Consider the following 20,009-nt stretch of genomic DNA (forward strand, 5'->3'; position numbering starts at 1 on the left):
CCACATAGCGGCCGCTAACGGCCCCGGCTACTTCTGCTGTGTGGGCCAGTAATAACTATCCGGCGTCGCCCGTGCCCCGAAAATGGCCTGCCCTACCCGCACAACCGTCGCGCCCTCTTCAATCGCGACTTCGAAATCCCCCGACATCCCCATCGATAGTTCGTCCAGCCCTATGCTCGCCGGTGTTTCCTGCCGCAGCCTTTCTCGTAGCTCCCGGAGCAGCACAAAACACTTGCGTACCTGTTCAGTCTCTGCCGAAAACACGGCAAGCGTCATCAAGCCTCGCACCCTGAGGGCGGAAAAAGCGGGGAGCTCTCGCAGAAAAGCCGCTACCTCGGCGGGAGCCAGGCCATATTTACTGGCTTCGCCAGACGTGTTCACCTGTACGAACACATCAAGCGAGCGCCCTTCAAGCTGCAAGCGCCGCTCCAGGGCTTCTGCCACGCGTAAGCTGTCCAAAGCCTGAAATTCAGTGGCAAAGCGCGCCACCAACTTGGCCTTGTTGGTCTGCAGGTGCCCCACTACCGACCACTGCAGATCGGTGAGATCCTGCATGGCCTGCCATTTCCCGTAGGCTTCCTGTGGTTTATTCTCGCCAAAGAAGCGGCAATCTGCCGCATAAGCCTGGCGTAACACGGCTTCCGGCTTGGTTTTGCTAATGGGCAGCAGACGCACCTCGCCAGGATGCCGGCCAACCCTCTGGCAAGCTTTTAGTATGCGTGCTTGTACCGCCGCCAGGTTATGTTGAAAGTCCTCCACGCTTGCCGCTTGGGGCCACTTATCATGAAGGTCGTGACGCAGCAACGGCTGCGCAGAGTTATCTTCGGACATACACATCCCATCTCATTTCACCGAACCTCGGAACAATGTACTCCACACTCTGATAGAGAGAGTAGCGAGACAGATCGCGCCGCACCATGCTGGCAGTAGCGGCTTCCAAAGCTGAATAAATCTACTCGGTTCCGGCGCTACGATCGCTCAACAGCATTGACACTAAGCGTATGGCACGAGAAAACATTTCCATTTATTGAAAATGGTTAATCCATGGGGCACAACCCCCTTCACCTTTATACTCAGGCGAAACGGGGTCGATACGATAAAAATAAACGGCTCCTGCGTCATCTCTAGCTTTCAAGCACTCGGAGGAGCCCATGCTTAAAGTAAGTCGACGGCAATTCTTCAAGGTGACAGGCTCTACATTGGCGAGCTCCAGTCTCACGCTACTGGGCGCAGCACCGGCTCCGGCGATGGCTGAAGTCCGCCAATACAAGCTTGCGCGCATGACGGAAACGCGCAATACCTGTCCCTACTGCTCTGTAGCCTGTGGCGTTTTGCTGTATAGCCTGGGCGACGGGGCCAAGAATGCTAAAGCACGTATCGTACATATCGAGGGTGATGCCGATCACCCGGTCAACCGCGGCACGCTCTGTCCCAAGGGCGCGGGTCTGACAGACTTCATCAACAGCCCCAACCGCCTCACACACCCCGAATACCGCGCCCCCGGTTCCGACAAGTGGGAACGCATTTCCTGGGACGACGCGCTCACTCGCATCGCTCGCCTCATGAAAGACGACCGCGATGCCAATTTCATTGAGCGCACCGACGACGGGAAAATCGTCAATCGCTGGCTCACGACCGGCATGCTGGCGGCATCGGCAAGCTCTAACGAAGTCGCCTATATCACGCACAAGGTCGTGCGTGCCATGGGCACATTGGCGTTCGATAACCAAGCACGTGTCTGACACGGCCCTACGGTGGCAGGTCTTGCCCCGACGTTTGGCCGTGGAGCGATGACGAATCATTGGGTTGATATCAAAAACGCCGATGTCATTCTCATCATGGGCGGCAACGCCGCTGAAGCTCACCCTTGCGGGTTTAAGTGGGTCACAGAAGCCAAGGCGCACAATAATGCGAAGCTGATCGTCGTCGATCCTCGCTTTACGCGTTCGGCATCCGTGGCGGATTTTTACGCGCCCATTCGTACCGGTACTGACATCGTCTTTCTGGGCGGCGTCATACGCTATCTACTGGAAAACGACAAAATCCAGCACGAATACGTACGCAATTACACCGACCTGTCGTTCATCGTCCGCGAAGACTTCAACTTCAACGACGGCTTGTACTCCGGCTACAACGAGGAACTCCGGAAATACGACTCTTCCTCCTGGGATTACGAGATTGGCGAAGACGGCTATGTAAAAACCGACCCGACCTTGCAACACCCCCGTTCGGTATATCAACTGCTCAAGAAACATTACGAGCGGTACACGCCGGAAATGGTGTCACGGATCTGTGGCACACCCGAGGACAAATTCCTCAAAGTGTGCGAGATGCTGGCCTCCACTTCCACCCCCGATCGAGCGGGCACCATCATGTACGCGCTGGGCTGGACGCAACACACAGTCGGTTCGCAAATGATCCGCACAGGCGCAATGGTGCAGCTGCTGCTGGGCAACATCGGCATTGCAGGTGGCGGCATGAACGCCTTGCGCGGGCACTCGAACATCCAGGGCCTGACCGACATCGGCCTGATGTCCAACCTGTTACCCGGTTACTTGAACCTGCCCACCGATAACGAGCAGTCTTACGAGGAGTACATCCGCCGCCGCGCACCCACCCCCCTACGCCCTAACCAATTGAGCTACTGGCAGAACTACAGCAAGTTCCACGTCAGCCTCATGAAGGCTTGGTTCGGCGATGCGGCGCACGCCGGCAACGACTGGGCTTATCACTACTTGCCCAAAATGGATCGCTCTTACGACATGCTGCAAGCGTACGAGCTCATGCACCAGGGCAAAATGACGGGCTATATCTGCCAGGGCTTTAACCCTCTGGCAGCAGCCCCCTACAAGCGCAAGCTCATCGAAGCGTTCTCCAAGCTGAAGTTCATGATCATCATGGACCCTCTGGTCACGGAAACCTCCGAGTTCTGGCGTAATGTGGGCGAGCACAACGATGTAGACACAGCATCTATCCAAACGGAAGTCATCCGGCTACCGACCACCTGCTTTGCCGAAGAAGAAGGCGCGCTGGTGAACTCGGGCCGCTGGCTGCAATGGCACTGGAAAGGGGCGGAGCCACCCGGCGAAGCCAAGAGCGACATTGAAATCATGGCGCTCATCTACCAGCGCATCCGGGCCTTGTACGAGGAAGAAGGCGGTACGTTCCCCGACCCCATCCTCAATTTGTCCTGGCCTTATGCCACGCCAATGAATCCCACCGCGGCAGACCTCGCCAAGGAATTGAACGGTCGGGCGCTGGTCGACCTCGTCGAGGAAACCGACCCTTCCAGGCCGGCGCGCGTCTTGCGCAAGGCGGGTGAACAACTTTCCGGTTTTGGCGAACTGCGCGACGATGGCACCACGCTGTGCGGGTGCTGGATCTACTCCGGCAGTTGGACATCCGAAGGCAATATGATGGCGCGGCGCGACAACAGCGACCCGACCGGCATCGGCCAGACGCTTAAGTGGGCCTGGTCATGGCCTGCCAATCGCCGCATCTTGTATAACCGCGCTTCAGCCGACCCGTCCGGCAAACCGTTCGACCCCCGCAGGCCGCTGGTGTACTGGAACGGCAAAGCCTGGGTGGGCGCCGACACGCCCGACTACAAGGCCGATGAAAACCCTGCCAACGGCATGGGCCCCTTCATCATGAACGCCGAAGGCACGGCGCGCTTCTTCGCCCGACGCGGCATGGCCGAAGGGCCGTTCCCTGTTCACTACGAGCCGTTCGAAACGCCCGTGGGCTACAACCCGCTGTTCCCGGACAACAAGCTCGCAACCAGCAACCCTGCAGCACGCGTCTTTGAGCAAGACCTCGCCGCCATGGGTAAGGTGGAAGACTTCCCTCACGTCGGCACCACTTACCGTCTGACGGAACACTTCCACTACTGGACAAAACACGTCCGGCTCAACGCCATTTTGCAACCCGAGCAATTCGTTGAAATCGGCGAAGCGCTAGCCAACGAACTGGGCATTGCACATGGCGAACGCGTCAAGGTCTCGTCCAATCGCGGCTATATCAAGGCCGTGGCGGTCGTCACCAAACGCATCAAGGCGCTGACCGTAGAAGGGAAAACCGTGCATCAGGTTGGCATTCCCCTGCACTGGGGCTTTGTCGGGCTAGCCAAGCCGGGCTTTCTGGCCAACACCTTGACGCCATCGGTGGGCGACGGCAACACCTACACGCCGGAGTTCAAATCCTTCCTGGTCAAAGTCGAAAAGTTAGGAGCGTAAACCATGTCATTGCAATCACTGGACATCAAGCGACGCTCCGCCACCACCACGCCGCCTCCGGGCGTGCGTGAGGAACAGGTGGGCGGCGGGGTCGCCAAACTGATTGACACCACCAAATGCATTGGCTGCAAAGCGTGTCAGGTGGCCTGTATGGAGTGGAACGATCTACGGGATGACATCGGCATCAACGTGGGTGTGTATGACAACCCTGCGGATCTCACCGACCAGTCCTGGACACTGATGCGGTTCTCCGAATACGAGAACAGTGCAGGTGACTTGGAATGGCTGATCCGCAAGGACGGCTGCATGCACTGTGAAGACCCAGGCTGCCTGAAGGCCTGTCCGGCACCCGGGGCCATCGTTCAATATCACAACGGCATTGTGGATTTCCACGAGGAAAACTGCATTGGCTGCGGCTATTGCATCACCGGCTGCCCGTTCGATATCCCTCGGCTTTCCGACAAGGACAACAAAGCCTACAAGTGCACCTTGTGTTCTGATCGTGTGGCGGTGGGCCAGGAACCCGCCTGCGTCAAGACCTGCCCCACTGGCGCCATTGTCTTCGGCACCAAGGAAGACATGATTCACCACGCCGAAGGCCGGATCACCGACCTTAAATCACGCGGTTTTGATCAAGCCGGCCTTTATGACCCAGCTGGCGTGGGCGGCACTCATGTCATGTATGTCCTGCATCATGCCGATCGGCCCGGGCTGTACAACGATCTTCCCAAAGACCCGCAAATCAGCCCTATGGTGGGCGTCTGGAAGGGCATCGCCAAACCCATCGGGGTCGCCATCATGGCCTTCGCAGCCCTGACCGGCTTCTTCCATTACATCCGTACCGGCCCCAACGAGACGGACGAGGAAGACGAACGCAAAGCCAAGGAGTTCATGGATGAATAACGTGACCGAACCACGGACGATCCAGCGCTATTCCACCAGCCAGCGCATCAATCACTGGATCATCGCCATTACCTTCATCTTGCTGGCAATTTCCGGCCTAGCCCTGTTTCACCCTTCGTTTTACTGGATGAGCAATCTGCTGGGAGGCGGGGTCTGGACACGCATTCTCCACCCTTTTATCGGGGTGGTAATGTTCTTATGCTTCTTTGTGTTCGCGGCCCGCATGTTCACTCACAATCTTATTGAAAAACGAGATTTAGAATGGGTGCGCAAATCGCCCGACATGCTCAATCTGAAAAACGAAAACCTGCCTGAGCAGGGCCGTTACAACGGTGGGCAGAAACTGCTTTTCTTCACGCTGATTATCCTCATGCTGGGCCTGCTGGCAACAGGCGTAGTCATGTGGCGCTCTTATTTCTCGTATTTGTTTCCCATTGAAGTCATCCGCGTAGCAAGCCTGCTGCATGCTCTGTTCGGGTTTGCCATCATTTGTGCAATCATCATGCACATTTACGCAGGGATCTGGGTCAAGGGTTCGGTCAAAGCCATGACCCGCGGCACCGTTACTCACGGTTGGGCCTGGAAACACCATCGTGCCTGGCTGCGCGAAATACGCGATAACCCTTCACACGAAAAATAACCTAGCACATACCCTTACAGTGCTTTACCTGCATGGCTGCCCCAGGCATGATGCTCAGGGCAGCCTTGTTTTTGAGGAGAACCCATGGTGCAGAGAATTCTTGAGCGTGGCGAAATCGAAAGCCTGGATCACACCTCCATCCCTCGTCTGCGGCAACCCGTGCGCGCTTCGGTATTCGCCGACCGCGCAGCCCGGCTGCGTCAGTTGGCGCCGGGTCACCCGCTTTCCAGCTATCTGCTACTGATGGCGGCCCTGGCAGACGCCCAGCACCATGTGCTGCGCCATTGCAACCTGCCCGGAGCGGAAGAAAGCCGCATCGAGTTGTCGCAAGCCCATGGCATGCCGCCATTGCAGGCAAACGGCTGGGAGCGCCCTGACGGCTGGCGCGATATTCTCAAAGCCGTGTTGGAACACATATCCAGCGGCCCTGACATTCCTCCTCAGGCCAAACACGTGATTGCGTCTCTTGAGCAAAACCTTGCCAGTCGACCCGATTCCATCGAAGCCCAAGCCGATGCCCTACTGGCCGAGCGCGAAAATGATGTCGATGCCGCCACCGCTCCGTTCATCATGGCCGCCCTTCAAGTGTATTGGACCAGTCTGGCCGCCGATTTCAACGCGGATGATCTGCCTGTCGTCAGCCCTAAGGGGGTCTGTCCCCTTTGTGGCAGCCTGCCTGTCGCCAGCATCGTACGCGTGGGCGGTCAGGCCGATGGCTGTCGCTACCTCTGCTGCTCATTGTGTTCGAGCGAATGGCATCTGGTGCGGGTCACCTGTTCACATTGCGACGACACAAAGAGTATCGCCTTCCATCAGATTGAGGACGGCCCGGAAGGCATTAAGGCCGAATCATGCGATAACTGCCACACCTATCGCAAGATTTTTTACCAGGAAAAAGTCCTGAATACGGACGCTGTTGCGGATGACCTGGCCAGCCTGGCACTGGACATGCTCATGGGTGAAGCGGGATACTCACGTTCCAGCGGCAACCCTTTGCTCTGGCAGAACGAGCAAACCGAAGCATCATGACAACTCCCTCTGCAATATTTGGTTCAACAGAAGAAAACACGATTGCGCGTGCAGCCGACATCCCTTCTCTGGAGCGGCTGCTGGCTGCTCCAGAGGCCCAGGCGCTGCTTCGCGATGTCGGCCGCAGCCGGTTGACAGCAACCTTGCGCGCGGTATTGGACGACGCTCGCGGTAAAACCCTGGCGGGCGAACTCAAGCTGAAAGCGCTGACTGCACCCCACCTACTGGAACAGGCCCGCGCCCGCCTCGCCGCCCAAGATGCACCCCGGTTGCGTGCCGTCTACAACTTGACAGGCACCGTGCTGCACACGAATCTTGGCCGCGCCTTGTTGCCTGACGAAGCCGTTCAAGCCGTCATTCAGGCGCTACGCGCGCCCGCCAACCTCGAATTCGATCTGGCCACCGGCAAGCGTGGCGACCGCGACGACCTCGTCGAAGACCTGTTACGCGAGCTCACCGGCGCCGAGGCCGCTACCGTGGTCAACAACAATGCCGCTGCGGTATTGCTGATGCTCAACACCCTGGCCAATCGCCGCGAAGCCATTGTGTCACGCGGAGAACTGGTAGAAATCGGCGGAGCATTCCGCATTCCAGACATCATGAAGCGCGCAGGCACGCGGCTAATAGAAGTCGGCACTACCAACCGCACCCACCCCGCCGATTACGAAAACGCCATCAGCCCGCGAACGGCCATGCTGATGAAGGTACATTGCAGCAACTATGCCATCACCGGCTTTACCCGCAGCGTGAATCTTGACGAAGTGTCAGAAATCGCCCGCCGCCATAACCTGCCCACAGCGGTAGACCTGGGTAGCGGCACGCTGGTAGACCTCACTCAATGGGGCCTGCCGCGCGAAGATACCGTGCGCGATACGGTGGATGCAGGTGCTGACATTGTGACCTTCAGTGGTGACAAACTGTTAGGTGGTCCACAAGCCGGGCTGATTGTCGGCCGGGCCGACCTCATTCGAAAAATCAAGAAAAACCCGCTCAAGCGTGCCTTACGAGTGGGCAAGCTGACCCTGGCCGCATTGGAACCGGTACTGGCGCTGTACCGCTCCCCTGAATTTTTAGCTGAGCGATTAACTACCCTGCGCCTACTCACTCGCCCGCGCGAACAGATGCACCAGCAAGCTGCACGGCTGCTGCCTGCATTGCAGCACTTCGTGGGCACCGCTTACGCAGTGGAAAGCGAGCCTATGTTCAGCCAGATTGGGAGTGGCGCCCTGCCTATCGATCAATTGCCTAGCCATGGCCTGGTCGTGCGCCATGCCGGTTCAGGCCGACCCGGCCGCGCCTTACAGACATTGGAAAAACGCTTTCGAGAATTACCCCGCCCGGTGATTGGCCGGATAGCTCAAGACGCTTTCCATCTTGACCTTCGCTGCCTGGAAGAGCGCGAAGAGGCGGCTTTTCTCCAGCAATTGCAACAAGAACACTGACCATGATCATCGGAACCGCCGGCCACATCGACCACGGCAAAACCACACTGGTAAAAGCGCTGACCGGAGTCGAAACCGACAGGCTCAAGGAAGAACAAACGCGTGGCATATCCATCGAATTGGGCTATGCCTACACGCCTCTGGCCAATGATGACATTCTGGGCTTTATCGACGTGCCCGGCCATGAGCGCTTGGTTCACACCATGGCGGCAGGCGCCAGTGGTATCGATTTCGGCTTGCTGGTGGTTGCCGCCGACGACGGGGTCATGCCGCAAACCCATGAGCATCTGGCGATTCTGAGCATGTTGGGCATTGGGCAAGGCGCTGTGGCGATTTCCAAAATCGATCGAGTGGATGCTCAGCGCCTGACTGAAGTCGAGAACGAAATCGTGCAACTGACTGTCGGCACGTTCCTGCAAGACATGCCGATCTTTTTTGTCAGCGCCGCCACCCCTAACGACCCTGGCGTAGACAGTTTGCGCGACCACCTGCACACCGCCGCGCAAGCCATGGCTGCCCGCAGCACCCAGGGGTTGTTCCGCCTGGCAATTGATCGCGTTTTCACCTTGAAAGGGCATGGCACCGTTGTCACCGGTACGGTTCATGACGGCGCACTGCATCTTGACGACGACACTTCAGATATACGCCTGATGCCTAGCGGCCAGAAAGTGCGTGTACGCAGCATCCACGCACAAAACCAGCCGTCACGATCCGCTTTGGCGGGCCAGCGTTGTGCGTTGAATCTGGGCGGGATAGACAAAGACTCCATCTCCCGGGGCGACTGGATCGCTGACGCGCGCTGCTTCCAGCCGTCACGCAACATCGACGTACAGCTGAAATTACTGCCTCAGTGCGCCACGGGCATACGCACCTGGACGCCGCTGCACATCCACCTGGGTGCCTCACATTACCTCGCTCACGCCGTACCTCTGGAGGGCAATTCTCTATCTGCGGGAGAAACCGGCTGGGTGCAATTGGTATTCGATCAGCCTGTGTGCGCCATGCCCGGCGACCGCTACATCGCCCGCGATGCACAAGCTCGCCATACTGTGGGCGGCGGCGTCGTACTCGACCCCAACGCCCCGCAACGCAAACGCCGGTCACCCGAGCGCCTCGCCTGGTTGCAAGCAATTGCCGCCTTGCACACCGGCGACGGCTTATCCAACCTATTGCGACAAGCCCCTCACGGCCTGGACGAGTTCCAGGTCATGCGACTGTTGCAACGCCCGGTCGATGACACGCCCCCCCAGGGTGCACGATGGGTCTCAGCCAAAAGCAGCCAAGCACCACGTACCCTGATACTGCAGTCGCACTGGGACGCTCTGGCCGACCATACCCTAGCCATTCTGGGCAACTTCCATGAGCGCTGGCCTGATGAGCCTGGCGTCGACACTACGCGCCTGCGGCGCATGGCTTGGCCCACCTTGCCCGACCCGCTCTGGCTGGCACTACGCGACCACCTGCTAGCCGATGGAAGACTAGTGCGCAATGGCCCCTGGTTGCACCTGCCAGGCCATGCCGTAGCCCTCACGCCCCAAGAAACCGAATTGGCAGAACAACTCCTGCCCCTGTTGGACGCGGGAGGCTTCAACCCGCCATGGGTGCGGGACATGGCCGCCACGCTGGACGAAGACGAACAACAGGTTCGATATGTGCTGCTGAAGCTGCTCAAAACTGGAGATGTCTACCAGATCGTGAAAGACCTCTTCTACCATCGCGATCAGGTCATGGCGCTGGTCCGTTTGCTATACGTCGCAGCAAAAGACGAAGGCGTTGCGGCTGCGGAGTTCCGCGATCTCACAGGGCTGGGCCGCAAACGCGCCATCCAGGTTCTAGAGTTTTTCAATCGTGCGGGTTACACCCGACGTGTGCAGGATAAACACGTACTGCGCAGAGATGGCGTAGATTTCTGGCAACAGCTATCATAGGTTGTTGTTTCGTTTCCCCGGGAAGGCATACATGTCCGGTGGCATGGCTGGGCTTCAAACCCAGTTGGGGGCGTCAGACGCTCCCAGGTAGGTTCGACTCCTGCTGCTTTCCGCCAACCCTCAGGTACCCCCATCATGAAAGATAACGCTTCCACGTCAGACGCTCCTCGCCTGACGTCGCTTTCCCATGGCGGCGGCTGCGGCTGCAAAATCGCGCCGGGCATTCTTTCTGAGCTGCTGGCAGGCATGCCCGCCACTCAGCCCTATGCGGCTCTGATGGTTGGCAACGAAACCTCTGACGACGCCGCCGTATACCGGTTGAACGACGAGCAGGCGCTGATCGCCACCACCGATTTCTTCATGCCGATTGTCGACGACCCTTACGAGTTTGGTCGGATCGCCGCGGCTAATGCACTGTCTGACATCTACGCTATGGGGGGCTCCCCCATCATGGCTCTGGCGCTGGTCGGCATGCCCATCAACGTGCTGCCCAAGGCTGACATCGCCGGCATACTGCAAGGCGGCGCTTCAATCTGCGCTGAAGCGGGCATCCCCGTGGCCGGCGGGCACTCGATCGATTCCGTCGAAGCCATCTACGGCTTGGCCGCCATGGGTTTGGCGCATCCCGACCACATCAAGCGCAATGCCGACGCCCAAGCGGGCGACGTGCTGATCCTCGGTAAAGCGCTAGGTGTTGGCGTACTTTCCGCTGCCCTGAAGAAGGAAATCCTTAGCGACGAAGGCTATCGCGCCATGATAGCCAGCACAACGCAACTTAACCGCCCTGGCGCCCGGCTAGCCAAACTGGGCAGCGTCCACGCCATGACCGACGTCACCGGCTTTGGGCTGCTAGGCCACGCCCTGGAAATCGCCCGCGCCTCCGGCCTTTCGGCCCATCTATCCAGCGCTGAACTGCCCTGGCTGCCCGGCGTGCGGCAACTGGCCGAACAAGGCGTGATTACCGGTGCATCAGGCCGCAACTGGGCATCTTATGGTGACTCTATCCAGCTCGCGTCGGGCATCGACGACACTTTAAAAGCCCTGCTATGCGACCCGCAGACTTCCGGCGGCCTGCTTGTGGCATGCGCCCCGGAAGCCACGGCCGAAGTGCTAAACATCTTCCACAGTGAAGGCTTTGAATACGCCACTGTGGTGGGAGAACTGCGTGCTGGCGCGGCTGGAGTCAATGTGAGCTAAGGCTTCATTGATGCTACAGCGTGATCTGCGTACCCAAAATTTTTAGAAACTGTGCCATCCAGGCCGGGTGGGCAGGCCATGCCGGTGCGGTTACCAGGTTTCCGTCGGTCACTGCTTCGGCGATGCCAATGTCTGCATAACGCCCGCCTGCCAATTCAACATCCGGCGCACACGCCGGGTAGGCCGAACAATGGCGCCCTTTCAGCACCCCTGCCGCAGCCAAAAGCTGCGCACCATGGCAAACTGCCGCCACGGGTTTGTTCGCATCAAAGAAGTGGCGCACCATTTCGATCACTCTGGTGTTCAGACGCAGATATTCCGGCCCGCGCCCCCCTGGAATAACCAGAGCATCGTAATCTTCCACCTTAATGTCATCGAATGTGGCATTCACGGTGAAGTTATGACCGCGTTTTTCTGAATAGGTCTGATCGCCTTCAAAATCATGAATTGCCGTTGCAATGGTGTCCCCCTCCTTTTTATCGGGACACACGGCATCCACCTGATGCCCGACCGCCAGCAAAGTCTGAAAAGGCACCATGGTTTCGTAATCTTCACAATAATCACCGCAGATCATCAAGATTTTCTTTGCCATACCACCCTCCACAATCAGTTGAAGACATCGTACAAAATATCCGCAATTACTGCTGTCGCGACTGAAACAAGGATCAGGTCCGCACCCGCTGCACGCCACTCGTAGCCGGGTTGGTGTGGCAGACGAGCCAGAAATGATTCGGGCAACATTTTTTTGGCGATCCCAGGTGGGAGAGGTTTACCCCTTGCCAGATTTTTTCGAATGCCCGGGGGCAAGGTGCCGTAGCGCTTTAGCCCAAAATCATGTGCATACTGGCGTGCCAGCGCTGCGGTAATGCCTGCATACACCAGATCGCCGACCTCGATTTCCACATGCACACCGCCCCCTTTCCCCGTATTACCGCCACCCGGATTCCCTTTACCATGCGGCGGCGCCGCTTTGGCAGGTAAGCTCACAGACAACACTGCCATCGCTGCAGCCAGCCAAGACACATACATTTTCATGCCATCTTCCTACATGCATGCACACGATGTGACCAGCGTACTGCCTATCTGATTGCCAAGCCACTCCGACATGTGTCTATTTGTATAGCACCAGAGCGACATCCCTATGGCGGCCTAGCCCGCCCTCTCAACTGCACGGGACAGCCACTCGCTCACAGACAGAGTTCAAGCAAAAAACCCCGTAGGCTATTGCTCTACGGGGTTTCTGGTGTCTTTTGAACTGCTTTAAAAATTCTTGGCGGACAGAGGGGGATTCGAACCCCCGATACGCTATTAACGTATACACGCTTTCCAGGCGTGCGCCTTCAACCACTCGGCCACCTGTCCTACAATCGCGATAAGCTCCATGCGTGAAGCCAGCGAAGTCCACTATTATATCACGAAGAAAACTTTGTTCAAATCTCGCTCTAAATGGCGAGTGTGCGTCGAGCACGTAATCAAATCGCTCGCGCGCCCAGCAAGCGCTCACAGTAGCGGGCAATCATATCAATTTCAATATTTACCGCTGCACCGGCCTGCAGGGATTTCAAGGTGGTGACCTGCACGGTGTGGGGGATTAGGTTGATACCAATCTCACACCCTTCGGGCTGATCTTCCACCGAATTCACCGTCAGGCTTACACCGTTGACGGTGACAGAGCCCTTGTACGCCATGTAGCGCCCCAGCTCGGGTGATACCAGAATACGTAACGCCCACGATTCGCCGACAGGCTCAAACGCAGTGACTTTACCCGTGCCATCCACATGGCCGGAAACAATATGCCCATCCAGGGTGTCGCCCAAGCGCATGGCGTGTTCCAGGTTGACTTCCCCTACACTGCCCAGCCCCACTGTGCGGTTCAGGCTTTCGCGAGATACATCGACATCGAAACCGTCTTCTCGCAAGGCGACGACCGTCATACAAGCCCCTTGAATGGCGATGGAATCACCCAGCTTAGTATCTTCACGCAGAAAGCCTGGCGCATGAATGGACAGTTTCACACCGGCATTTTCGTTGCCTTGCTCAAGTGGTGTAACCGCAGTGATGCGCCCCACTGCGGAGACAATACCTGTAAACATGATTTTTCCTATCAAAGATGACGCTGCGTAATGCGATCAAGCGCTTGGGTGAGTGCTGCCCAGTGGCCGGGATGACGCAGGCGCAAACGCATGTCTGTGCCCACCACCGTGGCCTCGACAAACTCGAAACGTTCGGCGGCATCCAGGGCCGGCACCGCTGGCATGTCGGCCATGCCCCGGCCTTGACCCAGCAACAGTGGCGCCATGTAGACCAGCAGCTCATCCACGCTGCCTGTTTCTAGTAAGGCTCCGGATAAGCGTGCGCCTGCTTCTACATGGACTTCGTTGACTTGGTGCGCAGCCAGCCAGCGCATAATCGAGGGGAGATCCACCCCCGCCGATGTGCTGGGCATGACAACGACTTCAATATTGCGTTGCGCCAAGCGCTCTGCCTTGGCGGGGTCGTTGCGGCATACAAACAGCCAGATTTTCTCGCCATCGAACAGCTGGGCGTTTTCATCGATTTCAAAACGGGCATCAATCACCGCCCGTATCGGCTGGCGTGGTGTATCGACTTCGCGCACATTCAAGCGCGGGTTGTCGCTGCGCACGGTGCCGATGCCGGTTAGCACCACACAGCTGCGCGCCCGCCACTGATGACCGTCCGCTCGCGCCAAAGGGCCGGTAATCCATTGGGATTCCCCGCCGGGCAGAGCAGTGTGCCCATCGAGAGAAATACCGGATTTCACCCATACCCAGGGCAGGCCCCGAACCATGCGCGAGACAAAACCGACATTCAGCGCCAGGGCCTCCTGCGCGCAAACACCGAGAGTAACGGCAATGCCGGCCTCGCGCAGCCGCGCCAGGCCCTGCCCCCCAACCAGGGGGTTAGGATCGCACATGGCGATAACCACCCGGCCCACCTTGGCGCTGATCAACGCATCAACGCACGGCGGCGTACGCCCGTGATGATTGCAGGGCTCCAGTGTTACGTACACGGTCGCGCCCTGGGTGTCGTGCCCTTTGGCAGCGGCATCCCTCAGAGCGACAACCTCAGCGTGCGGCCCACCCGCTTGTTGTGTGGCACCCTGGCCGAGAATGACCTCGTCGCGCACAATGACGCAACCTACTCGCGGGTTGGGGGCAGTGATGTAGAGAGAGGTTTCGGCCAACGCAAGGGCGTGCCGCATCCAACGTGCGTCAGCGGCTGCTTGAGGCGTCATTGCGAGCCTCCGGGCGATTGGAATTCAGAAATGGCTTTGACGAATTCCCCAACATCCTCGAAGCTGCGGTACACCGATGCAAAGCGCACATAAGCGACTTCGTCGAGTTCGCGTAACTCGGCCATGACCAAGTCGCCGATAAACCGCGAAGTGACTTCTTTCTGCCCGCTATGCAACAGTTGATCGCAAATGCGTTCGACGGCGGAATCCATTTGGTCTGTACTGACCGGACGTTTGCGCAGTGCCAGCTTGAAACTGGCCTGCAGCTTGGCAATATCGAACTCAACCCGCGTGCCGTTACGCTTCACCACTGCGGGCATGAGCAGCTCAGCCCGCTCGAAAGTGGTGAAGCGGCGTTCGCAGGCGGGGCAGCGACGCCGGCGCCGGATGACATCGCCCTCGTCCTGCACACGCGTGTCGATCACTTGGGTATCGGTGCGGTTGCAGTAAGGGCATTTCATGACGCGGGCCGCTGCCTGGAAGGATTAACGGTAAACGGGGAAACGTGCCGTCAACTCGTTGACCTTGGCGCGCACAGCGGCCAAGTGAGCTTCGTCGTACGGGTTGTCGAGCACATCGGCCAACAGATTGGCGGTGAGCTCGGCTTCGGCTTCCTTGAAACCACGGGTAGTCATGGCCGGAGAGCCCAGACGCACACCACTGGTGACGAAAGGCTTTTCAGGGTCGTTCGGAATCGCATTCTTGTTGACCGTGATATGCGCCTTGCCAAGGGCGATTTCGGCATCCTTCCCGGTAATACCTTTAGCGCGCAAATCTACCAGCATCACATGGCTTTCAGTGCGACCTGAAACAATGCGCAGGCCGCGCTTGACTAGGGTGTCGGCCAATACTTGCGCATTCTTGATGACCTGTGCGGCGTAATCCTTAAAGCTGGGATCCAGCGCTTCCTTGAAGGCGACAGCCTTGGCAGCGATGACATGCATCAGCGGGCCGCCCTGAATGCCGGGGAAGATGGCCGAGTTGACGATTTTTTCGTGTTCGGCCTTCATCATGATAACGCCGCCACGCGGGCCACGCAGCGATTTGTGCGTGGTGGAAGTGACGAAGTCGGCGTGCGGAACCGGGTTGGGGTATTGGCCGCCAGCGACGAGGCCTGCATAGTGGGCGATATCCACCATGAACAAGGCGCCGTTTTCGCGAGCGATACGGCCCATGCGCTCAAAGTCGATACGCAGGGCGTAAGCGGAAGCTCCGCCGACAATCAGCTTGGGTTTGTGTTCGCGAGCCAGGCGCTCAAGCGCGTCGTAATCGAGCTCTTCTTTTTCGTTCAGGCCATAGGAAACAAAGTTGTACAGCTTCCCGGAGGCGTTAACCGGCGAACCATGTGTCAGGTGGCCCCCTTCGGCCAGGTTCATACCCAGCACGGTGTCACCGGGCTTGAGTACCGCCATGTACACACCCTGGTTGGCTTGCGAACCCGAGTTAGGCTGCACGTTGGCGGCTTCAGCGCCGAAGATTTCCTTTAGGCGGTCAATCGCCAGCTGTTCAACGATATCCACATATTCGCAGCCGCCGTAATAGCGCTTGCCCGGATACCCTTCCGCATACTTGTTGGTGAGCTGAGTTCCCTGCGCCTGCATCACGGCGGGGCTGGTGTAGTTCTCAGAGGCAATCAACTCGATGTGTTGCTCTTGGCGCTCGTTCTCTTTCTGAACGGCTGCCCAGACTTCTGCATCGACCTTATCGAGGGTATTGGAGCGGTCAAACATGGGGCGATCCTTGCTTTACAAGAAATGAATCCAATATTCTAGCCTGTTCCCCTGCGTGAGGCGCTTAAAACCCCTTTTATGAAACGCAACCACAGGCAGAAACGAAAATGGCAGGGCGCCACCATACGGAAAGCCGCCCTGCCCTAACCAAACGGGTGAGTTACACCCGCTTCGGTGTTACTTAGATATGAGACGCGGGTTCAGCGTATAGATCCCGGTTATCGAAGCCTGCGCGAGAATATGCCCTTGCATGGCATTGAGCACGTCGTTAGCGTTGAAGCGCCCTTCTACCGGAAGTTCTTGTACATCCAACGCATAGACGGTGAACACATAGCGATGCGGGATGGAGTCATTCCAGGGTGGGCAGGGGCCGTCATAACCGAAATAGTCGCCATTCATATCGCGATCGTTCGCGAACCAGCCGGTGTAATCGTTGAGACCCTGGCGGGTGCCGTCAAGAGCCAGCGGGCCCGCTTTGCCTCGCGGCGTGATGCCATCGGAATAAGCGCCTTCTGCGATCTGCGTGGTGTGCGCCGGAATATCGATCAGCACCCAGTGATAGAAATCCACCCGAGGCAAGGTATCGGGAATTTCGCGGCCTTCCTGGTTGACGTCATCCGGTTTACTGGGGACATCTGGATCGTGGCAGATGACCACGAACGATTTGGTAGCAGCCGGTGCATCTGACCACGCAAGGTGCGGATTCGCATTACCTGCCAGCGCTACGTGCGTACTGGCGTCTGGCTTGGCAAAAGCATTGTGCTCGGGGATATTTCCCTGATCGGTAAACGACTCACTGATAAGCTTCATCGCGAACTCCTAGATCAAACTGTTAGCGTTATGCGGGCAAACTTGCGCTTGCCAACTTGTACCACGTAAGTACCAGCCCCCAATTCCAGGGATTTATCTTCAATTCGTTGGCCATCGACCTTTACGCCGCCCTGCTGAACGTTGCGTTGCGCTTCGGAACCCGAGACGGCCAGACCGGCTTCCCGCAGTATCTTGAGTATACCCATCGGTGCTTGGCCAACCGTGATTTCCGGCATGTCGTCAGGGATAGCCCCATCGCGGAAACGCGCTTCAAAAGAAGCCAGGGCGTCTTCCGCTGCTTTCCTGGAATGAAAACGCTCAATAATTTCTTGAGCCAACGCCACCTTGGCTTCACGGGGGTTTAACCCGTCTTTCACCTGCTGTTGCAACGCTTCGATATCTTCCAGGGAACGGAAGGAAAGCAACTCATAATAACGCCACATCAGCGTGTCAGAGATTGACATCAGTTTGCCAAACATGGAGTCCGGCGCTTCGGTGATGCCGATATAGTTGCCCTTGGACTTGGACATTTTATCGACGCCATCCGTGCCTTCCAGAAGCGGCATGGTCAGGATGCACTGCGATTCCATGCCGTATTCCCTCTGCAGTTCGCGCCCCACCAGCAGGTTGAATTTCTGATCGGTGCCCCCCATTTCCAGGTCGGCCTTGAGTTCGACGGAATCGTAGCCTTGCAGCAGGGGGTAAAGAAATTCGTGAACGGAAATGGGAATACCGCCCTTGAAGCGCCGTGTGAAGTCTTCGCGCTCCATCATGCGTGCCACGGTGTACCGCGATGCAAGTTTGATCATGCCGCGTGCGCCGAGTTTGTCGCACCACTCGGAGTTGTATCGGATTTCCGTACGCGCCGGATCGAGCACCATGCTGGCCTGCTCGTAATAAGTTTTTGCGTTTTCGTGGATTTGTTCCGGCGTGAGCGGCGGGCGGGTCGTATTGCGACCGCTGGGGTCGCCGATCAGCGCAGTAAAGTCACCAATCAGGAAGATCACCTGGTGGCCGAGATCCTGCAGTTGGCGCATTTTATTCAGCACAACCGTGTGACCAAGGTGGATGTCCGGCGCGGTGGGATCCAGCCCCAATTTGATACGCAATGGCTTGCTCTCGGCGCGGCTGCGGGCAAGCTTGCGCACGAACTCGGATTCAACCAGCAGTTCGTCACAACCACGTTTGACTATTTTAAGATCGTGTTCGACTTCTGGAGTGATGGGGGCTTCGTTGAGCGGCATATGTGAATGATCTGCGAAGACAGATTTGATGGATATCGACTTGAAGGACAAAAAAAGCGCGAAAGGCCTCGAAAACCTCGCAGGAATCGGATAGCATAGCGTGTTAACTGCAACCCTGCATGTACAAAAACACATGCTCGGGGCTAAGCACGCCAGCAACGCAGCATCTTATCATCCAGGTCTTTCGCCCATGTCCGAGAAAGGGAACCACGACACCCCCTCCTTGCGCACTGCGATGCGCTCCCATCGCAAACCCTTCCACTTCGTCCGCAAAAGCCTGTTATTGGTGGCCCTGGGCCTGTTTGGCACTGCGGGCGCGCTGGCTGTGGTGCAACCCCCGGAAAAGCCCCCCGTTTATACAGAACAAAGCGTTCTCCCCCTACCCGAAATCGAAGTACTGTCCGAAGTCGCAACCAGCGACCCATTCATCGGCGAAACGGTGATCCGGCGCGGCGACACCCTGGCCGCACTGCTGCAGCGCCTCCACGTACAAGAAGCCGGTTTGCAAGCCTTCCTTGTACAGGAACCCGCCGCGCGCTCCATTTACAAGCTGTACCCGGGCCGCATCGTCCGCGCGGCACTCGATCACGAAGGCAAACTGGTTTCCCTGCGCTACGATCACACGCCGGGCACCCGCGACGAAGGGCGTTATGTCAGCCGCTGGCTGGAAATCACCCCAGACGGCAAGGGCGGTTTCGAGGCTAACGAACGAGAACAGGTCGCCGACACCCAGGTCCGCATAGCCGAAGGCGAAATCAAAAGCTCTTTGTTCGGCGCAACCGATGCTGTCGGCATCCCCGACCACATCACCTTTCAGATGGCTGAAATTCTCAGCAGCAAGATCGACTTCATGCGCGATCTGCGTAAGGGCGATCGTTTCCGCATTGTTTACGAAACCTACACCAGCGAAGGCCGCGATGTCGGCGCAGGCCGCGTACTCGCCCTGGAATTCCTCAACAAGAACAATACCTACGACGCGGTATGGTTTCAGCCTGAAGACGCATCCGGCGGCTACTACGATTTCGAAGGGAAAAGCCTGCAAGGCGCCTTCTTGCGCAACGCTCTGAAGTTCACCCGCATCAGCTCCACCTTTGGCGGTCGCCGCCATCCGGTGCATGGCGGGTGGCGCAAGCACAATGGTGTCGACTACGCAGCACCCAGCGGAACTCCCATTCACGCCACTGCCGATGGCGTCATTAAGTTCGCAGGCTGGCAACGCGGCTACGGCAACACCATTATCATTGAGCACCACAACAACATCACAACGCTCTACGCTCACCAGAAAGGCTTTGCCAAGGGCATCAAAAAAGGCGTCAAAGTCAGCCAGGGCACGCATATTGGTTATGTCGGCTCCACAGGTTGGTCCACCGGCCCGCACTTGCATTACGAATTCCGCGTAAACAACAAGGCGGTCGACCCTCTCTCCGTCGATCTTCCCGTAGTCCGTACGCTCAATGCGGAAGAACGCAAGCAATTTGATACGGCCGTGGCGCAATACCGTAGCCATATCCAATTGCTTCAGGGCCCCGCCATTGCCACCACAGCCGACGACGCTGCCGAGCCCACTCAACTGGCCGGCCGCTAAGCACCCTGTC

At 57.9% G+C, this 20,009-nt stretch carries 17 protein-coding genes and 2 tRNA genes; 9 read left to right on the forward strand and 10 right to left on the reverse strand.

All coding sequences use genetic code 11. The annotated features are described in order from the left end of the window. Positions 1-27 precede the first annotated feature (27 nt). On the reverse strand, positions 28-831 hold the full coding sequence (locus VRY85_RS11555) for a YggS family pyridoxal phosphate-dependent enzyme (protein ID WP_414598752.1): 804 nt from the start codon (positions 829-831) through the stop codon (positions 28-30). Positions 832-1,151: 320 nt separating this feature from the next. Between VRY85_RS11555 and fdnG the strand changes: the two genes are divergently transcribed. The 8 genes from fdnG (at position 1,152) to selD (ending at position 11,374) form a co-directional block, all read left to right on the forward strand. Further along, a complete protein-coding gene (fdnG, locus tag VRY85_RS11560; RefSeq protein ID WP_414598753.1) occupies positions 1,152-4,235 on the forward strand; it encodes a formate dehydrogenase-N subunit alpha in 3,084 nt (1,027 codons plus the stop codon). 3 nt (positions 4,236-4,238) lie between these two features. Continuing rightward, the gene (gene fdxH, locus VRY85_RS11565) at positions 4,239-5,138 is read left to right on the forward strand and encodes a formate dehydrogenase subunit beta (RefSeq protein WP_414598754.1); all 900 of its coding nucleotides are present in this window, start codon (positions 4,239-4,241) and stop codon (positions 5,136-5,138) included. Further along, positions 5,131-5,778 (forward strand): formate dehydrogenase subunit gamma, encoded by a 648-nt coding sequence (locus VRY85_RS11570; protein ID WP_414598755.1) that lies wholly within the window; start codon positions 5,131-5,133, stop codon positions 5,776-5,778. Before fdxH ends, VRY85_RS11570 begins: the two co-directional genes overlap by 8 nt. A gap of 87 nt (positions 5,779-5,865) precedes the next feature. Then, a complete protein-coding gene (gene fdhE, locus VRY85_RS11575; protein ID WP_414598860.1) occupies positions 5,866-6,807 on the forward strand; it encodes a formate dehydrogenase accessory protein FdhE in 942 nt (313 codons plus the stop codon). Continuing rightward, the gene (gene selA, locus VRY85_RS11580) at positions 6,804-8,249 is read left to right on the forward strand and encodes an L-seryl-tRNA(Sec) selenium transferase (protein WP_414598756.1); all 1,446 of its coding nucleotides are present in this window, start codon (positions 6,804-6,806) and stop codon (positions 8,247-8,249) included. The genes fdhE and selA overlap by 4 nt, the downstream gene beginning before the upstream one ends. 2 nt (positions 8,250-8,251) lie before the next feature. Further along, positions 8,252-10,177: a selenocysteine-specific translation elongation factor gene (gene selB / locus VRY85_RS11585; protein WP_414598757.1), complete on the forward strand. Its 1,926-nt coding sequence runs from the start codon at positions 8,252-8,254 to the stop codon at positions 10,175-10,177. A 20-nt stretch (positions 10,178-10,197) separates the two neighbouring features. Further along, positions 10,198-10,293: transfer RNA gene (locus VRY85_RS11590), tRNA-Sec, on the forward strand. A 19-nt stretch (positions 10,294-10,312) separates the two neighbouring features. Continuing rightward, on the forward strand, positions 10,313-11,374 hold the full coding sequence (selD, locus tag VRY85_RS11595) for a selenide, water dikinase SelD (RefSeq protein ID WP_414598758.1): 1,062 nt from the start codon (positions 10,313-10,315) through the stop codon (positions 11,372-11,374). Between the two features lie 13 nt (positions 11,375-11,387). Here the strand turns inward: selD and VRY85_RS11600 are convergent, their stop codons facing one another. The 9 genes from VRY85_RS11600 to tyrS form a co-directional block, all read right to left on the reverse strand. Next, positions 11,388-11,966, reverse strand: a complete 579-nt coding sequence (locus VRY85_RS11600; protein ID WP_414598759.1) for a DJ-1/PfpI family protein — start codon at positions 11,964-11,966, stop codon at positions 11,388-11,390. Positions 11,967-11,980: 14 nt separating this feature from the next. Then, a complete protein-coding gene (locus tag VRY85_RS11605) occupies positions 11,981-12,409 on the reverse strand; it encodes an anti-virulence regulator CigR family protein (RefSeq protein ID WP_414598760.1) in 429 nt (142 codons plus the stop codon). A gap of 236 nt (positions 12,410-12,645) precedes the next feature. Next, a tRNA-Ser gene (locus tag VRY85_RS11610) sits at positions 12,646-12,736 on the reverse strand. 110 nt (positions 12,737-12,846) lie between these two features. Then, entirely contained in the window at positions 12,847-13,467 is a 621-nt protein-coding gene (locus tag VRY85_RS11615) for a riboflavin synthase (RefSeq protein ID WP_414598761.1), read from the reverse strand. An 11-nt stretch (positions 13,468-13,478) separates the two neighbouring features. Next, the gene (ribD, locus tag VRY85_RS11620; RefSeq protein WP_414598762.1) at positions 13,479-14,630 is read right to left on the reverse strand and encodes a bifunctional diaminohydroxyphosphoribosylaminopyrimidine deaminase/5-amino-6-(5-phosphoribosylamino)uracil reductase RibD; all 1,152 of its coding nucleotides are present in this window, start codon (positions 14,628-14,630) and stop codon (positions 13,479-13,481) included. Beyond that, on the reverse strand, positions 14,627-15,091 hold the full coding sequence (gene nrdR, locus VRY85_RS11625; protein ID WP_414598763.1) for a transcriptional regulator NrdR: 465 nt from the start codon (positions 15,089-15,091) through the stop codon (positions 14,627-14,629). Before nrdR ends, ribD begins: the two co-directional genes overlap by 4 nt. 24 nt (positions 15,092-15,115) lie before the next feature. Further along, positions 15,116-16,360 (reverse strand): serine hydroxymethyltransferase, encoded by a 1,245-nt coding sequence (gene glyA, locus VRY85_RS11630; protein WP_414598764.1) that lies wholly within the window; start codon positions 16,358-16,360, stop codon positions 15,116-15,118. 177 nt (positions 16,361-16,537) lie between these two features. Next, positions 16,538-17,170: a YbhB/YbcL family Raf kinase inhibitor-like protein gene (locus tag VRY85_RS11635; protein ID WP_414598765.1), complete on the reverse strand. Its 633-nt coding sequence runs from the start codon at positions 17,168-17,170 to the stop codon at positions 16,538-16,540. A gap of 14 nt (positions 17,171-17,184) precedes the next feature. Further along, a complete protein-coding gene (tyrS, locus tag VRY85_RS11640) occupies positions 17,185-18,414 on the reverse strand; it encodes a tyrosine--tRNA ligase (RefSeq protein WP_414598766.1) in 1,230 nt (409 codons plus the stop codon). A 235-nt stretch (positions 18,415-18,649) separates the two neighbouring features. Here tyrS and VRY85_RS11645 point away from each other — a divergent pair, with 235 nt between their 5' ends. Further along, positions 18,650-19,999 (forward strand): peptidoglycan DD-metalloendopeptidase family protein, encoded by a 1,350-nt coding sequence (locus tag VRY85_RS11645; protein WP_414598861.1) that lies wholly within the window; start codon positions 18,650-18,652, stop codon positions 19,997-19,999. The last annotated feature ends 10 nt before the right edge of the window (positions 20,000-20,009 follow it).

It is taken from the genome of Achromobacter sp. F4_2707, assembly GCF_047501535.1.
Classification (GTDB): Bacteria; Pseudomonadota; Gammaproteobacteria; order Burkholderiales; family Burkholderiaceae_B; genus Yanghanlia.

Bases quoted from the DNA above. Each gene is read 5' to 3' on its own strand.
- ribD (WP_414598762.1), bottom strand. From the start codon at position 14,630: ATGACGCCTCAAGCAGCCGCTGACGCACGTTGGATGCGGCACGCCCTT.
- VRY85_RS11605 (WP_414598760.1), bottom strand. From the start codon at position 12,409: ATGAAAATGTATGTGTCTTGGCTGGCTGCAGCGATGGCAGTGTTGTCT.
- selD (WP_414598758.1), top strand. From the start codon at position 10,313: ATGAAAGATAACGCTTCCACGTCAGACGCTCCTCGCCTGACGTCGCTT.
- VRY85_RS11570 (WP_414598755.1), top strand. From the start codon at position 5,131: ATGAATAACGTGACCGAACCACGGACGATCCAGCGCTATTCCACCAGC.
- VRY85_RS11600 (WP_414598759.1), bottom strand. From the start codon at position 11,966: ATGGCAAAGAAAATCTTGATGATCTGCGGTGATTATTGTGAAGATTAC.
- selB (WP_414598757.1), top strand. From the start codon at position 8,252: ATGATCATCGGAACCGCCGGCCACATCGACCACGGCAAAACCACACTG.
- fdxH (WP_414598754.1), top strand. From the start codon at position 4,239: ATGTCATTGCAATCACTGGACATCAAGCGACGCTCCGCCACCACCACG.
- selA (WP_414598756.1), top strand. From the start codon at position 6,804: ATGACAACTCCCTCTGCAATATTTGGTTCAACAGAAGAAAACACGATT.
- VRY85_RS11635 (WP_414598765.1), bottom strand. From the start codon at position 17,170: ATGAAGCTTATCAGTGAGTCGTTTACCGATCAGGGAAATATCCCCGAG.
- nrdR (WP_414598763.1), bottom strand. From the start codon at position 15,091: ATGAAATGCCCTTACTGCAACCGCACCGATACCCAAGTGATCGACACG.
- glyA (WP_414598764.1), bottom strand. From the start codon at position 16,360: ATGTTTGACCGCTCCAATACCCTCGATAAGGTCGATGCAGAAGTCTGG.
- VRY85_RS11555 (WP_414598752.1), bottom strand. From the start codon at position 831: ATGTCCGAAGATAACTCTGCGCAGCCGTTGCTGCGTCACGACCTTCAT.
- VRY85_RS11615 (WP_414598761.1), bottom strand. From the start codon at position 13,467: ATGTTTACAGGTATTGTCTCCGCAGTGGGGCGCATCACTGCGGTTACA.
- VRY85_RS11645 (WP_414598861.1), top strand. From the start codon at position 18,650: ATGCGCTCCCATCGCAAACCCTTCCACTTCGTCCGCAAAAGCCTGTTA.
- tyrS (WP_414598766.1), bottom strand. From the start codon at position 18,414: ATGCCGCTCAACGAAGCCCCCATCACTCCAGAAGTCGAACACGATCTT.